At 61.2% G+C, this 15,924-nt stretch carries 12 protein-coding genes; 10 read left to right on the top strand and 2 right to left on the bottom strand.

Features of this window, described 5'->3' with window-relative positions; genetic code table 11:
* Positions 1-102: 102 nt before the first annotated feature.
* Entirely contained in the window at positions 103-1,026 is a 924-nt protein-coding gene (locus tag FBY04_RS19340; protein ID WP_084321078.1) for a TIGR03571 family LLM class oxidoreductase, read from the bottom strand.
* Positions 1,027-1,300: 274 nt separating this feature from the next.
* Between FBY04_RS19340 and mrdA the strand changes: the two genes are divergently transcribed.
* Positions 1,301-3,193 (top strand): penicillin-binding protein 2, encoded by a 1,893-nt coding sequence (gene mrdA, locus FBY04_RS19335; RefSeq protein WP_084321077.1) that lies wholly within the window; start codon positions 1,301-1,303, stop codon positions 3,191-3,193.
* A 12-nt stretch (positions 3,194-3,205) separates the two neighbouring features.
* Here the strand turns inward: mrdA and FBY04_RS19330 are convergent, their stop codons facing one another.
* Positions 3,206-4,162 carry a LysR family transcriptional regulator gene (locus tag FBY04_RS19330; protein ID WP_084321076.1) on the bottom strand — a complete coding sequence of 319 codons (957 nt, stop codon included), beginning with the start codon at positions 4,160-4,162 and terminating at the stop codon, positions 3,206-3,208.
* Positions 4,163-4,318: 156 nt separating this feature from the next.
* Here FBY04_RS19330 and FBY04_RS19325 point away from each other — a divergent pair, with 156 nt between their 5' ends.
* The 9 genes from FBY04_RS19325 (at position 4,319) to FBY04_RS19275 (ending at position 15,803) form a co-directional block, all read left to right on the top strand.
* A complete protein-coding gene (locus tag FBY04_RS19325) occupies positions 4,319-5,620 on the top strand; it encodes an MFS transporter (protein WP_145316306.1) in 1,302 nt (433 codons plus the stop codon).
* Positions 5,617-6,372, top strand: coding sequence for a class II aldolase/adducin family protein (locus FBY04_RS19320; RefSeq protein WP_145316304.1), 756 nt, complete (start codon positions 5,617-5,619; stop codon positions 6,370-6,372). Before FBY04_RS19325 ends, FBY04_RS19320 begins: the two co-directional genes overlap by 4 nt.
* Positions 6,369-7,298, top strand: a complete 930-nt coding sequence (locus FBY04_RS19315; RefSeq protein WP_145316302.1) for a glyoxylate/hydroxypyruvate reductase A — start codon at positions 6,369-6,371, stop codon at positions 7,296-7,298. Before FBY04_RS19320 ends, FBY04_RS19315 begins: the two co-directional genes overlap by 4 nt.
* 272 nt (positions 7,299-7,570) lie before the next feature.
* Complete coding sequence (locus FBY04_RS19305; RefSeq protein ID WP_145316300.1) at positions 7,571-8,800, top strand: Zn-dependent hydrolase; 1,230 nt, start codon at positions 7,571-7,573, stop codon at positions 8,798-8,800.
* 151 nt (positions 8,801-8,951) lie between these two features.
* Positions 8,952-9,977: a histone deacetylase family protein gene (locus FBY04_RS19295; RefSeq protein WP_145316298.1), complete on the top strand. Its 1,026-nt coding sequence runs from the start codon at positions 8,952-8,954 to the stop codon at positions 9,975-9,977.
* Between the two features lie 250 nt (positions 9,978-10,227).
* Complete coding sequence (locus FBY04_RS19290; protein WP_145316296.1) at positions 10,228-12,132, top strand: sigma-54-dependent Fis family transcriptional regulator; 1,905 nt, start codon at positions 10,228-10,230, stop codon at positions 12,130-12,132.
* On the top strand, positions 12,132-13,850 hold the full coding sequence (locus tag FBY04_RS19285; protein ID WP_145316293.1) for an ABC transporter ATP-binding protein: 1,719 nt from the start codon (positions 12,132-12,134) through the stop codon (positions 13,848-13,850). Before FBY04_RS19290 ends, FBY04_RS19285 begins: the two co-directional genes overlap by 1 nt.
* Positions 13,840-14,517, top strand: a complete 678-nt coding sequence (locus FBY04_RS19280; RefSeq protein ID WP_145316291.1) for a S8 family serine peptidase — start codon at positions 13,840-13,842, stop codon at positions 14,515-14,517. The genes FBY04_RS19285 and FBY04_RS19280 overlap by 11 nt, the downstream gene beginning before the upstream one ends.
* The gene (locus FBY04_RS19275) at positions 14,514-15,803 is read left to right on the top strand and encodes a tryptophan 7-halogenase (protein WP_145316289.1); all 1,290 of its coding nucleotides are present in this window, start codon (positions 14,514-14,516) and stop codon (positions 15,801-15,803) included. Before FBY04_RS19280 ends, FBY04_RS19275 begins: the two co-directional genes overlap by 4 nt.
* Positions 15,804-15,924 lie beyond the last annotated feature (121 nt).

Genomic DNA, 15,924 nt, shown 5'->3' with positions numbered 1-15,924 from the left:
AACCCCTATCTGCGTATGCAGGTAGGGGTTTTGTTTTGCCCGCAGGAAAGTGGCGCAAAAAATGGACAGCCTTTTCGGCTGCCCCTGAACTCACCGATATGGTTAGTGAAACATCGGCAGAACGTATTCAGCGATCTCTTCGATCACGTCGGCAACCGGTCGTTCGCTACGACGCACATGCAGACCAACATGCTGCACACCGGCTTCACGCAATGCCTGAAGCTCATCAATCAACGCCAACCGCCCGCAAATACCGCCGAACCGTACACGTCGCATCGGAGCATGAGGATTGGTCGCCAGGTCCAGGTGAACGAAGCTGATGTAAGGTTTATCCCCACCCACTTCCCTCCAAAGTCCCACCCGACGACGATGTTCATCCGGCGTGCCGGGGTAGGCGAGCCAGCCATCCATATGTTCACCAATCCAGGCAGGTGACTGCTGACCAAGACCTGCCACCAACAATGGCAATGCCTGGTCCAGCTGCGGAAGCAATTGCGCACCTTCCGGCAAACGGCCTACCCCTTGGTCGCGCAGCAATTCCACCGTATCGCGGAAGATCTCTGCGCGCTGATCGTAATCCACACCAAACAACGGATACTCCATCGGCCGATCGCCGCTGGCCACGCCAAGCAGCAAACGCCCGTCGCTCAATTCATCAATACTGTTTGCGGCCTTCAGGGTGAGCCAGGGCTGACGCAATGGCAATACAACCGCCGCCGTACCCAACATGATGTTGTCGGTGATTCCGGCCAGGTATCCAAGGTAGGAAAAGGTTTCGAACACCTGTGCGGCATCGCCGAAATTCGGATCGTAAACCGGTACATCGCGGACCCACAGCGCGCGGAACCCAGCCTTGTCCGCCAGCCGCGCCATCGCCGCATGTTGCTTCAGGTCCGGAACACCGAAAGGCCGTTCCTCAGCAATTCGCCGCCGCTGACCCTCACTGGACCAATCGTTATCCAGTGGCAACTCCAGGCCAATGGAAAACCCATTGGAGCCCAGTAATCGTTTAAATCGTGAATGCATGAAAAGACTCCCAGACAACAAAATGGAATGACATGCACTCAGTATCCACAGGCCTATCGGCAAGAAAAATGCACGAATGGGAATAACAATCTTGAGCAAAACGCACGAGTCCACACAAAGAGCCAACTGTCGATTTGGCCTTCAAGGACAACCATTAGAGGAAATCGCGCTAAAGAGACCGCACGGTTTTTGGTATGGTGCAGCTCGTTTTTTAACGGACTGATTTCAAGCCTGAGGATCGGCGCCCCATTTTAGTCAAAGAGCAGCTAGAGAAATGCCCGAACCAATACCGATCAAGGATCACGAAAAAGAGACACGCCTGGTCAACAAAAGACTGATGGCTTGCGCCCTGTTCGTCGTCGGCATCACCTGCGCACTGGTGGTGCGCATGTACGTGCTGCAAGTGGTCGAGTTTGACTATCACTCGACCATCTCCGAAAACAATCGCGTCCACGTATTGCCGATCACCCCCACGCGCGGGTTGATCTACGACCGCAACGGTGTGGTGCTCGCGGACAATCGCCCCAGCTTCAATCTGACCATCACCCGCGAGCGCGCCTCCGACGTCAAAGAAGAGTTGGATGAGGTGGTCAACCTCCTGCACCTGCCCGCTGAAGACCGGACGCTGTTCGACAAGGCGATGAAGCAGGCACGTCATCCATTCGTGCCCGTCACCCTGTTCTATGAACTCAGTGAAGAGCAAATCGCCGTACTTGCCGTGAACGAATTCCGTCTGCCGGGGATCGATGTCGAGCCGCAATTCGTTCGTCACTACCCGATGGGCGCGCACTTCGCGCATTCGATCGGCTACGTCGGTCGCATCAACGAGAAAGAATCCAAAGCCCTGGATACCGTCGAGTACCGTGGCACTCAATCCATCGGCAAGACCGGGATTGAAAAGTTCTACGAGTCAGAGTTGCACGGCCAGGTCGGTTACGAAGAAGTCGAAACCAACGCTCAGGGCCGCGTTCTGCGAGTGCTCAAACACACCGATCCTATCCCCGGCAAAAACATCGTTCTGAGCCTCGATGTCAAACTTCAGGAAGCCGCCGAAGAAGCCTTGGGTGATCGTCGTGGTTCAGTGGTCGCACTCGATCCATCGACCGGCGAAGTCCTGGCCATGGTCAGCAAACCGAGCTTCGACCCAAACCTGTTCGTGACCGGGATCAGCTTCAAGGAATATGCAGCACTGCACGATTCCATTGACCGGCCGCTGTTCAACCGTGTGCTGCGCGGACTCTACGCGCCAGGCTCGACTATCAAGCCGGAAGTGGCCATCGCCGGTCTTGACGCCGGCGTGGTTACCCCGCAGACCCGCGTCTTCGATCCCGGTTACTACCAACTTCCCGACTTTGATCACAAATACCGCAACTGGAACCACAGCGGCGATGGCTGGGTGGACATGGACGCGGCGATCATGCGCTCCAACGACACCTACTTCTACGATCTGGCGCACAAGCTGGGCATTGATCGCCTGCACGACTACATGGCGATGTTCGGCCTCGGTGAGAAGGTCTCGCTGGACATGTTCGAAGAGTCTGCCGGCCTGATGCCGTCGCAGGCCTGGAAGCGTGCCACGCGCCGCCAGGCATGGTTCCCCGGTGAGACCGTGATCCTCGGCATCGGCCAGGGTTACATGCAGGTTACGCCGTTGCAGCTGGCCCAAGCCACTGCGCTGATCGCCAACAAAGGTGTGTGGAACCGACCTCACCTGGCCAAGACCGTGGACGGTGTTGCACCAGTGGATGAGCATCCGATGCCCAACATCCTGTTGAAGGACCCGCGTGACTGGGAGCAGGTCAACCACGGCATGCAAATGGTGATGCACGACGCACGCGGGATTGCGCGAGCGGCGGCGCAGGGGGCTCAGTACCGGATCGCCGGCAAGAGTGGTACGGCGCAAGTGGTCGCGATCAAACAGGGCGAGCGCTACAACCGGGCGAAAACCCTGGAGCGTAACCGCGACAACGCCTTGTTTGTCGGTTTCGCTCCGGCCGAGCATCCGAAGATTGTGATCTCGGTGATGATCGAGAACGGTGAGGCCGGCGGTCGCGTCGCCGGCCCGGTGGTGCGGCAGATCATGGACGCCTGGTTACTCGATCAGGACGGTCATCTGAAGCCGCAATACGCCACGCCGAGTAAAGCGCCTGGCGATCCTCACGTTTGACCGTTCAAGGCTTCACAGCACAGGCTCACGAATACTGAGCATGTGCTGGAAGCTTTCGAGGAACACGGTTTCGGCCTGACTCATCTTCTGCTCGCGATTCCAAAGCAGCTGGATATCGAAATCCACCACCCCGTCTTCCGGCGGTAAACGCCAGAGCAAACCTTGCTCGACATCCCTTCGCACCAGGTGTGTCGGCAAACAGCCAATCCCGTAGCCTGCGCAAATCAAGCGGTAAATTTCTTCGAAACTCGTCGATGAAGCGACAATTTTGCCGGTAAAGCCTTGCTCGTCGCGGAACAGTGTCAGCGGCGAAAGGTTGCCGCCGAGTTGGTCGCTGGTGAAACTGACGAAGTTCTCCGCCGCGAGCTGTTCCAGTGTCAGGTTTTCTTGCCCGAACAGTCGATGACGCTGGCCACAAAAGTACGCATATCGCTCGCGAAACAGTACCCGCTGCTCCAGCCGCGGCTGCGGCAAGCGGCACAGCCCGACACCAATGGTCGCAGTCTTCTGCAGCAACGAACTGATGATGTTCGAGCTACCCATCACCTCGACTTCCAGCTCGATTTTCGGATGGGTTTCATGGAAGTCGGCGAGGAAGTCATCGTAGTGTCGCGCCTGCACGCCGCTGACGGTGAGGATGCGAATCTTGCCCACCACGTCGTCGTGGCGACTCTCCACCACCGTGCCCAATCGCGAAATATCGCCATAGATATCCGCCGCAATGCGCAGGACTTCCTCCCCGGTTTCTGTCAGATCGAACCGTCGTCCGCTGCGGGCAATCAACACACATTCCAATTGTTCTTCCAGCCGTTTAAGCGCCTGGCTGACCGCCGACTGCGTTATGTGCAGCCGCGCCGCAGCACGGCTCATGCTGCCTTCCTGGCCGATCACCAAGTAAGTGCGCAACAGGTTCCAGTCGAGGCGATCGTTGAGAAAACGTCGGCCCACCCAAGGGTTCGTGGAGGTCATGCCAACTCCAAGTAGTAGCTGTGCTAATAGCAAAGATAAGAATATGAAAATTGACTAATCCTGGCACGGAAGCGATAAAGCCCACAAGCACCACAGAGTGCAACCATCAACAGCCTTCAGTACCTGCCCAAAACTATAAATACACAGGGTCCTTGCATGCACACCACCGCACAACCGCGACGAGCTGCGGCCGCCGCCTTCATTGGCACGACCATCGAGTTCTACGACTTCTACATTTACGCCACCGCGGCGGCGCTGGTGCTTGGGCAAGTGTTCTTTCCCAGCAGCGACCCCGTAATGAGCACCCTGGCCGCCTTCGGCAGTTTCGCCGTTGGCTTCATTGCGCGCCCAATGGCCGGCATGGTGTTCGGTCACTTGGGTGATCGTCTGGGCCGCAAGAAAATGCTGCTGGTGACCATGGCGCTGATGGGCCTGGCGACTGCCGGGATCGGCTTGCTGCCCAGCTACGCCAGTGTCGGGATCTGGGCGCCGATCGGTCTCATCGTCTTGCGCCTGATCCAGGGTGTTTCGGTGGGGGGCGAGTGGGGCGGGGCGGTGCTGATGGCCAGCGAGCATGCGCCGGCCAAGCGCAAAACGTTCTACGCTTCGTTCGCCCAGCTCGGCAGTCCTGCGGGTTTGTTGCTGGCCCTGATCGCCTTTCGCCTGGTGACGTCCCTTGAGCCCGAGGACTTCTTGTCCTGGGGCTGGCGTCTGCCGTTTCTCGCCAGTGGTGTGCTGATGATGGTCGGCCTGATGATCCGTTCCGGTGTGCACGAATCGCCGGAATTCGCCAAGGCCCGAGACAACAACGAAACCGCCCAATACCCGGTGAAAGACGTCATCCGCACCTGCTGGCGGCAGATCCTGTTCGCCGCTGCGGCGGTGACCATCGGCTCCGCCGGGTTCTTCTTCACCAACACGTTCATGATCACGTACGTCACCCAATACCAAGGCATCGCGCGCTCGACGATTCTCGATTGCCTGTTTTTGGTGACCATCATTCAACTGCTTTCGCAACCGCTTTGCGCACTGCTCGCCGAGCGCATCGGCGAGGGGCGCTTCCTCAAGCTCGTCGCACTACTGTGCATGGTCACGCCGTACCCGATGTTTCTGCTGGTGGGTACGCAAAACATTCTGTTGATGACGCTCGGCATCGCCCTGGCGGTGGTGATTCTGTCGGCGTTGTACGCGGTGATCGCCGGCTACATGACTCAGGCGTTTCCAGTGCATCTGCGCTACTCGGGCATTTCCATCGCTTACCAGTTGAGTTGTGCGCTGGCCGGCGGCACCACGCCGCTGATCGGCACGCTGCTGGCGAGCAAGTTTTCCGGAGAGTGGCTGCCGCTGGCGGTGTTCTTCACCTTGCTCTCGGCCCTGTCCCTGATCGGTGTTTGCGGGCTGGCCCGCCTGCGCGCCAACCCGGTCGTCACCCACGCTGCTAAAGAGGTGTATTCGTGAGTAAACCTGAACACATCGGCCCGGTTGAGTGGAAGGCTCGTTGCGAACTGGCTGCGCTGTATCGGCTGGTCGCGCACTTTCGCATGACCGACTTGATCGACACCCACATTACCCTGCGGATTCCGGGGCCTGAGCATCACTTTCTGATCAATCGCTACGGGGTGATTTTCGACCGCATGCGAGCCTCGGATCTGGTGCGTATCGATCAGGACGGGCGCATCGTCGATCCGGCTTACGAAGGTCATCGGGTCAACGCCGCCGGCTTCGTCATTCATTCGGCGATCCACATGGCCCGCCCGGATCTCAACTGCGTGATTCACACTCACACCGCCGCCGGCATGGCTGTCGCCGCGCAGAAGCAAGGTTTGCTGCCAATCAGTCAGCACGCGCTGAAGTTCTACGGCAAGTTGGCGTATCACACCTATGAAGGCATCGCGCTCTCGCTGGATGAGCGCGGGCGTTTGATCGACGACCTGGGGCCACACCGGGCGATGATCCTGCGTAACCACGGCTTGCTGGTCGGTGGGTCGGGCGTGGCTCAGGCGTTTCAGGAGATTCACTTTCTTGAGCGTGCCTGTCAGGCGCAGGTCGCCGCGCTGGCCGGCGGTTGCGAATTGCATTACCCGTCCCCGGAAGTCTGCGCGCACACGGCAGAACAGTTTGACCGCGATGAGCAGGACAACATCATCGACCTGGCCTGGGAGGCCGCACTAACCCTGATCGAATCCCAGCGCGAGTCCTATCTGTCATGAACACCGTGGTTTTGCTGTCCCGCGACACCCTGCTGCTCAAGCAGCTGCAAGCCGCGTTTGCCCGCAGCGCGCCGCAACTCACGACCGTGCTGGCGGATGATCCGCTGGCCAGGAATGCGCAGATCGCGGCGTGCTGGTTTCCGTTGCCGGGCAGCCTTGCGGCATTGCCGAATCTGCAAGTGATTCACTCGGTCGCCGCCGGTATCGATCATCTGGAAAACGACCCCTCGTGCCCGGATCTTCCTGTGTGCCGGGTGGTCGACCCCGGCCACCGTCAGGGCATGACCGAGTACGTGCGTTGGGCAGTGATTCACTATCACCGTGGCTTTGATCAGGTGCTGGAACAACAACGTCAACAACACTGGGAGCGGCCGCTGCAACGGGCGGCGGGGCAGTTCAAGGTCGGGGTGATGGGGCTGGGATCGTTGGGTAGCGCCATTGCCCAGGATCTGGCCGCTTCCGGTTATGACGTTCGTGGCTGGGCTCGCGGCAGCAAGGCGTTAACCGGTGTCCAGACGTTTGCCGGTGCGCAAAACCTGAACCCGTTTCTCGATGGCGTGGAGGTGCTGATCAACCTGTTGCCGCTAACTCGGGAAACGCGCGGCATCCTCGGTCAGTCAACGTTCGAGCAGCTTGCCAACGGAGCCGCACTCGTCAATTGCGGACGAGGCGGCCATCTCGATATCGACGACCTCGAACAAGCCCTCAAACGAGGAAAACTGCGCGGCGCGCTACTGGATGTGTTCGAACAGGAACCACTGCCGGCCGATCACCGCCTCTGGACAATGCCCGGCGTCACGATGACCCCGCACATGGCTTCGGCAGCTTCCCACGACTGTATTGCCGAGCAAGTAGCGGAGAACTTTCGGCGCTTGAATGCCGATGAACCGTTGTTGAATAGCGCCGACCGATTATTGGGTTATTGAACTTGCAAACTCGCCCATTAGATCAACGGCCGCCAGCGTGATCGAACAGACGCTGGCGTCCGATCACGCCGAACGGCGCTTGCTCGAGCGGTTACGTGCCGGTGAACCGGTGGCGAAGGTGTTGCGTGTCTAGGCGATTACGCACAACCGAACCTGTAGGAGCCGGCTTGCTGGCGATAGCGGTTTGTCAGGCAACATTGATGACGACTGTTCCGACGGCATCGCCAGCAAGCCGGCTACTACAAATCACCGTTTTTCAGCTGGAGTGATTTATGTTGAAGATTAATGGCGAACGCCTGTGGGCGAGTCTGATGGCCATGGCCGAAATCGGCGCCACCGCACGCGGCGGCAGTTGTCGTCTGGCCCTGAGCGATGAAGACAAGGCCGGTCGCGAACTGTTTGCCCACTGGTGCCGCGAAGCCGGCATGACCTTGAGCGTGGACGCTATCGGCAACCTGTTCGCCCGCCGCGCCGGCACTGATCCGGAGGCAGCGCCGGTGATGATGGGCAGCCATCTCGACACCCAGCCTGAGGGCGGACGCTTCGACGGCGTGTACGGCGTACTCGCCGGCCTGGAAGTGGTGCGTTGCCTCAACGACCTCGGTATCCAGACCCGCAAGCCGCTGGACGTGGCGGTGTGGACCAACGAAGAAGGCGCGCGCTTCACCCCGGCGATGTTCGGCTCGGCGGTGTTCACCGGCATCATGCAACTGGACGCGGCGCTGGCGGTGCAAGACATCGATGGCATCAGCGTCGCCGATGAGTTGCAGCGCACCGGTTACGCCGGTGAGCGTCCGTTGGGCGGCGCGGTGGATGCGTATTTTGAAGCGCACATCGAACAAGGCCCGATCCTTGAGGACAACGCCAAAAGCATCGGCGTGGTCAGCGGCGGCCAGGCGATTCGCTGGCTCGACGTGCGGGTCGAAGGCATGGCCGCCCACGCGGGCACCACGCCGATGCCGCTGCGCAAGGACGCCTTGTACGGCGTAGCGCGGATGATTCAGACGATTGAGGGGCTGGCGGCCGATTTCGCGCCGGAAGGCCTGACCACCGTCGGCGAGCTGAGCATCAACAAGTCGTCGCGCAATACCATTCCGGGGCTGGTGAATTTCACCGTCGATCTGCGACATCACCGCGACGAAGCCATCGAGGCGATGGAGCAGCAGGTACGCGCGCGGCTTCAGGCGATTGCCGATGAGCGCGGTCTGAAGCTGACGATTACCCCACACTGGATCAGCCCGGCAACGCCGTTCGATGCCGATTGCGTGGCGGCGGTGCAACAAGCGGTGGATGCGCTGGGCTACGCTCAACAATCGATTGTCAGCGGCGCCGGGCATGACGCGATTCACCTGGCGCGGTTCTGCCCGACGGCGATGGTGTTCATTCCGTGCGTTGGGGGGTTGAGTCATAACGAAGCGGAAGATGTGTTGCCTGAAGATGTGCGGCAGGGTACGGATGTGTTGCTGAACGCCGTGTTGAGCCGCGCTGAAAAAGTGGAATAAACACAATTCCCTGTGGGAGCGGGCTTGCTCGCGAAGGCGGTGCGTCATTCAGCATTGATATCGGCTGACACTCCGCATTCGCGAGCAAGCCCGCTCCCACATTAGAACGCGTCCGGATTCAGGATTTACGTTAACTGACAGGTATCAACCCATGCGCAGTTTTTTTCATCCCGAACAATTGCTTCATCATCCACGCAGCTACTACTCGCGAGGGCAGATGCGTACGCCGCAGGAAGTGCCGGAGCGTGCGCAACGACTGGTGCAGGCATCTCACTCATTGGGCTTTAAAGTCGAGCAACCGGTCGATGCCGGACTTGATCCGCTGTTGGCGGTGCACGGTGCGCCTTACCTGGCGTTTCTGCAGGAAGCGCATCAGCGCTGGAAGGAAATCCCTGAAGATTGGGGCGATGAGGTGATGTCGAACATCTTCGTCCGCGAGCCTAACGCCCTGCGCGGGATTCTGGCTCAGGCCGCCCGGTATCTCGCGGACGGCAGTTGCCCGGTAGGCGAACAGACCTGGCGTTCGGCTTATTGGTCGGCGCAAAGTGCAGTGGCCGGGGCCCGGGCGTTGCTCGATGGCGAGCCGGCGGCCTACGCCTTGTGCCGTCCACCGGGGCATCACGCTCGAGCGGAGGCGGCGGGTGGTTTCTGTTATGTGAACAACGCGGCGGTGGCGGCACAGGTGTTGCGCGGCGGGTTTGATCGAGTCGCAGTGCTCGATACCGACATGCACCACGGACAAGGGATTCAAGAGATTTTCTACGACCGCGACGATGTGCTGTATGTCTCGGTGCATGGCGATCCGACCAACTTCTATCCGGGGGTTGCCGGGTTCGGGGAGGAGCGCGGTGTCGGGGTGGGGGAAGGGTTCAACCTCAACTTGCCGATGGCGCATGGTTCAAGTGAGGCGGATTTTCTTGCGCAACTGGACGTGGCGCTGGCGGCGGTGAAGGACTTTGGTGCGCAAGTGCTGGTGCTGTCGTTGGGCTTCGATATTTTCGAGCTGGACCCGCAGAGCAAAGTGGCGGTGACGCGCGAAGGGTTCAAGCGGCTGGGGGAGCGGATCCGCAGCCTTGGGTTGCCGTGTCTGATTGTGCAGGAAGGGGGGTATCACCTGGAGAGTCTTGAGGATAATGCGCGGGCGTTTTTTGTCGGGCCCGAGGTGTGGCGGATCTGAGCCTTGAGTTGCCTGGGAGACCGCTTTCGTGAGCAAGCCCGCTCCCACATTGGGTCGGGGTTGAACACAAGTCTGTGGTTCATACCCAATCGGGTGTGGGAGCGGGCTTGCTTGCGAAGAACGATAACTCGGTGCAGCGGATGAATCCCAAACGCCGTAAGGCACTTGCCATCGCCCTGACGTTAACGTAAAGATTGCGGCAGGGCGCTGAACTTAAAAGAGCGCAGGGCGGACCGATCCGGAGCGCTTGATGACGCTGATAAAAACAACTTCCCCCAAGCTGCACCGCGAAGCCCGGCTGGCCCGGGAAAAACTCCATCTCGAGGGCGAAGTCCCCGATGGCGTGTTGCGGGCAGAAATCGATGCGTCGTGGCGGCGCAGCCTCAGCCATGGCGTGCATTTCAACAGCAAACATGAACTGACGCTGGAATCGAGCGCGAGCCTCGATGTGCTGTTGTCGAGCAATCGCCTGCTGATTGACGCGGCGTTGCCGGCCATCGATTACCTGGCCGAGCGCCAGGGCAAGGAAGGGCTGATCATCCTCGCCAACTCCGACGCCACCATCCTCGCCGTCGAAGGCCGTGCCGATCGCCTCAAGGGCAGTGGCCTGCAAGACATCACCCTCGGCGCCTGCTGGAGCGAAGCCGCTCGCGGCACCAACGCGCTGGGCACTGCACTGGTGGAAGCCCGGCCGACGATGATCGATTGCGGCGAGCATTACCTCGATCGCCTGACCGACTTCTCCTGCACCTCGGTGCCGATCTACTGCCCGCAAGGCGACATCCTCGGCGTCCTCGACCTGACCCGCGAAGGCCCGCTCGGCCGCGTTCACGACAGCACCGCGCTGCTGGCCATGGCCGTCAGCCAGATCGAAAGCCGGGTGTTCAACGCCAGTTTCCCCGACCAGATCGTCCTGGCCTTCCACAGCCGTCGGCAATACCTCGAATCCCCTTGGCAGGGCCTGCTGGCGGTGAGCCTCGGCGGGCAGATGCTCGCGGTCAGCGCCCAGGCCTGTCAGTTGCTCCACGCCGAGCGCTCGGCGCTGGTCGGCCGCCGTTGCGAAGAGCTTCTCGGCGTCGATGGCTTGCAACTGCTGTCGCGTTTGCATCAGGGCGGCGTCGGCAGTCTGCAGACCGCCAAAGGTGAGTTCTTCTACAAAACCCTGCGCGCGCCGCAGCGCTCGATCAACGTCAGCACACCGCCGCGCAGCACCGCCAAAACCGCTAAACCGCAACCCGATCTCGACGCCCTGGCCGGCAGCAATGTCCGCTATGCCCGGGCCTTGCGTATGGCACGCCAAGGGCTGGCTAACGAATTGCCGGTGCTGCTGCTCGGCGAAACAGGCACCGGCAAGGAAGTCATTGCCCGCGCGTTGCACATGGCCGGCAGTCGTTGCGACAAACCCTTCGTCGCGGTGAACTGCGCGGCGATTCCCGAAGGCCTGATCGAGTCGGAACTGTTCGGCTACCGCGAAGGCGCGTTCACCGGTTCCCGTCGAGGCGGCATGGTCGGGCGTCTGCAACAGGCCCATGGCGGCACGCTGTTCCTCGACGAAATCGGCGACATGCCGCTGGCCTTGCAGGCGCGTCTGCTGCGCGTCTTGCAGGACCGCAAAGTCGCCCCACTGGGCGCTGGCGAAGAACAGGACATCGACGTCGCCCTGATCTGCGCCACCCACCGCGACCTCAAACGCCTGGTGGAAGAAAAACACTTCCGTGAAGATCTTTTCTACCGGGTCAACGGCATCAGCGTGATGTTGCCGGCCCTGCGCGAGCGCGACGATTTCAGCGGGCTGGTCATTCGACTGCTGGCAAAACTCGACGCACCGACCATGGTTTTGCATGACGATCTGAACCGCCTGCTCGCGGGCTATCACTGGCCGGGCAACATCCGCCAACTGGAAATGGTGCTGCGCACCGCGCTGGCCATGCGCGAGCCGGGCGACACAGTGCTCACCGTCGACCACTTGCCCGACAGCATGCTCGACGAACTGAACGCCAGCGAACGCCCCCAGTCGGGCAGTATTCGCGAAAACGAACTGGAGCTGATTCGCCAGTCTCTGGACAGCCATCAGGGCAACGTCTCGGCCGCCGCCGACGCCCTGGGCATCAGCCGCGCGACCCTGTATCGCAAGCTCAAACAGTTGCGCTCGTAATGCTGCGCCTGATCGTTCGGCTGATCGACAGCCAGAACCCCGAAGCCCTCCAAGCGGCATTGCGCTGGCTCTACAGCTTTGTGCGGCCGCATCGTCTGGCGATTGCCGGGCTGCTCGGCTTGTCGGTCTGCGCCTCGTCGCTGGTGCTGGTGCAACCCTGGCTGACCAAGCTATTGATCGATGATGGCTTACTGGCGCGCAACTTTCCCATGCTGGTGCTGATCGCCGGGCTGATGATCGTTGCCGGATTGCTCGGCACGGCTTTGTCAGGAATCAATCGTTACCTGCACACGCGGTTGTCCGGGCGGATCCTGTTCTCGCTGCGCGACGACCTTTATCGGCATTTGCAAACCCTGTCACCGAGTTTCTACGGGCAACGGCGCATCGGTGATTTGATGTCGCGCCTCGATGGCGATGTTGCCGAGATCCAGCGCTTCGCCGTGGACTCGTTGTTTTCGGCAGTGTCGAGCGTGATCGGCCTGGTGGTCGCGGTGGCGATGCTGCTGACCTTGTCGTGGAAACTTTCGTTGCTGGCGCTGGTGCTGATTCCGCTCGATGTGCTCTGGCTGCGCTGGATGCGGCGCAAGGTCGAGCGCGATGTGCGCCAGTTGCGTGAGCGTTCGGCGGACATGTCGTCGTTCATGGTCGAGACGCTGCCGGTGATGAAATTCATTCAGTCGGCCGGTCAGCAACAACGAGAGTCGCGACGACTGGAGGCGTTGGGGCAGGGCTACATGAGTCAGTTGCTGCGCCTGCAGGTCACCGAGTTTTTCACCCAGGCGGTTCCGGGCACGTTGACCTCGCTGTCCCGGGCCTGTGCGTTTTTGATTGGCGGTTACTGGGTGGTGCAAGGGACGTGGCAATTGGGCGCGCTCATCGCGTTTTCCACGTATCTGGGGATGGCGGTCGGGCCGGTTCAGAGTTTGCTCGGGCTCTATGTCGCGATTCAGCGGATGACCGTCAGCCTCGGGCGCGTGATGGAATTGCGTGGTGAAGAACCGACGGTGCTGACCCCCGTTGAACCCAAGCCGATGCCGACTTCCGGCGAACTGCGTTTCGACGATGTGCACTTCAGCCATCCCGGTCGGCCGAGCACCCTGAGCGGCATCGATGCGCGAATTCCCTATGGTTTGAAAGTCGCTCTGAGCGGCGGCTCCGGGGTCGGAAAAACGACGCTGATCGACCTGTTGCAACGGCACCATGATCCGCAGTCCGGCAGGGTACTGCTGGGCGAGGTCGACCTGCGGGAACTGGACTTGTTCCAGTTGCGCCGGCGGATTGCCGTGGTCAGTCAGGACATTGTTTTGTTTCGCGGCAGCCTCGCCGACAACCTGGCCTACGCCGTGCCCGACGCCAGCCGCGAAGCGATTGCCGAAGTGGCGCGGCTGGCGCAACTCGACAGCCTGATCGCCTCATTGCCCGAAGGCCTCGACAGTCCCTTGGGCGAGCGCGGTCAGCAGTTGTCCGGCGGGCAGAAACAGCGCATCGCCATCGCCCGTGCGCTGTTGCAGGACCCGCTGATTCTGGTGCTGGACGAAGCGACCTCGGCGGTGGATGAAGCCACCGAGCGCGAAGTGATCGAGGCCATCGACCGCCTGTTTGCCGGGCGCACGCGCATCCTCATCAGTCATCGCCCTTCAACCCTGGCCGACGCCGATCTGCGCTTCGAATTGCTCGATGGCGTGCTCACTTCGAAAACGGTGCAGCATGAAGTCTGAAGTGCGAATCGGGGTGGTAGACAGCGGTCATTCGGCGGCGCAGCGGGTGCAGGTGATCGCGGGGCGACGCTTCTCGTTGCTGGAGGATGGGCTGGCCGAAAGCGCTTTGCGCGATGATCCGCTGGGCCACGGCAGCGCGGTGATCGAGGCCATCGGTCGGCGGGCCCCTTCGGCGGTGTTCTGCGTGGCTCAGGTGTTCGATCAGCGTGGCGTCACCAGCGCCTTGCAGATTGCCACGGCCATCGACTGGCTGGTGGCGCAGGACGTGCGGCTGATCAATCTGAGCCTCGGGTTGCGACAGGATCGCAGCCTCTTGCGCGAGGCATGCGCAGCGGCGGTGGCGCGGGGCATTTTGCTGTGTGCGTCCAGTCCGGCCCAGGGCGAGGGCGTGTTCCCGGCGAATTATCCACAGGTGCTCCGCGTGACCGGCGATGCGCGCTGCGCCGAACAGGAATGGTCGTGGCTCAACAGTGCCCAGGCGGATTTCGCCGCGTGTGTGCACGGGACGTATCCGGGGCAATCCGGCGCCAGTCTGGGCTGCGCGGCGTTGAGTGGGCACATTGCGGGGTTCCTGGTTGCACAGCCCGAGGCGAGCAATGAGCAGGTCATTGACTGGCTGCGGGAAAACGCCCGTTATCGCGGGCCTGAACGGCGTTTCGGCCCATGATTCTGATTCTTGGCGCAGGGCCGGCGGGCGCGGCGGTGGCCCTGGGTTTGCGCCGGCTCGGTTACGCCGTCACGCTGGTCAGCGAGTGGCGACGGTTTGCAGCGCTGGAAGGCGTTTCCATCCGGGTGCTGGAGGCCTTGCGCGGTGCCGGTCTGCATCAAGCGTTGGCGGATGCGGCGTTGCCGTCTCAGCGGCAGGTGTCGTGGAACGGTCAGCAGCATGCGCAAAACATCGAATTTTTGCTGGACCGCCCGAACTTCGATCGAGGCCTTCGTGAAGACTTGCGCCTGGCGGGCGTTGAGTTAATCGAAGGTCGGGTGCTGAGCGTTCAGACCTCAGCTGGCGGACATCGGGTCGAGATTGAAGGACGCGAAGCGCTGGTCGCCGATTTTCTGGTGGAGGCCCGCGGACGCCAGGCACCGGCGCTCGGCAAAGGCCTGCGCGGCCCGGAGACGGTCAGCCTGCTCAATCGCTGGCAAGGTGTGCCGGGCGACACCGCCAGCGCCGTGGAAAGCCTTGAGGACGGCTGGGCGTGGATGGCGCGGCGAGCGGACGGCCAGTGCTATTGGCAATGGACGGTGGACGTGGCCAGCGCGCACTTGCCGGGCAAGGCGCAGTTGCTCGATTACTGCCGCCAGCGGCGCCAGGGTTCCGCATTGGCGCGTGAGTTCTTTGGTGTAAAACCTGAGATCGACCTTCAGTTGCATGCCCGCAGCAGCACCGCGATTCTGAGCCCGCAGGTGTGTGGTGAACACTGGATTCGGGTCGGCGATGCGGCGATGGCGGTGGATCCGCTGTCGGGCAATGGCATCTTTCAGTCCTTGTCCTCGGCGTTACAGGCGCCGACGGTGATCAATACGCTGTTGCGAAAACCTGACCGGGCGACGTTGGCCCAGCGGTTTCATCAGCAACGGGTGGAACAGTTGTTTTTGCGGTTTGCGCGGATCGGGCGGGATTTTTATGCCGATGAGCGGCGTTGGCCGGATCAGCCATTCTGGCAGACGCGGCGGCAGTGGCCGGATGCGGAGGTGGCGCATGCCGAGGCGGACTTTTCTTCGTTGAAAATCGAGCGAGCGCCAGTGTTGAAAGAGGGGTTTGTGGATGAGGCTGAGGTGGTGATCACAGCGGATCAGCCGTTGGGGATCTGGCATGTTCAGGGGGTTGAACTGGCGCCTTTGGTGCGGCGGTTGCGCACTGAACCGGCGGAACGAGCTTTAGCCGGGTTGACGATGGAGCAGGGCAGGATGGTTCGCAGTTGGTTGTTGGGGCAAGGGTTCAAACCCTGAAATCTCGGTTGCCTGGGCCGGCCTCTTCGCGGGCAACCCGCTCCCACAGGTTTTTGGGGTGAATCCGCAATCTGCGGCACACACAAATCACGGTGGGAGCGGGCTTGCCCGCGAAGGCGGC

The organism is Pseudomonas sp. SJZ080 (assembly GCF_007828295.1).
GTDB lineage: Bacteria > Pseudomonadota > Gammaproteobacteria > Pseudomonadales > Pseudomonadaceae > Aquipseudomonas > Aquipseudomonas migulae_A.
Note: the sequence above shows the minus strand (reverse complement) of the source record. Positions and strands in the feature narration are given on the sequence as shown.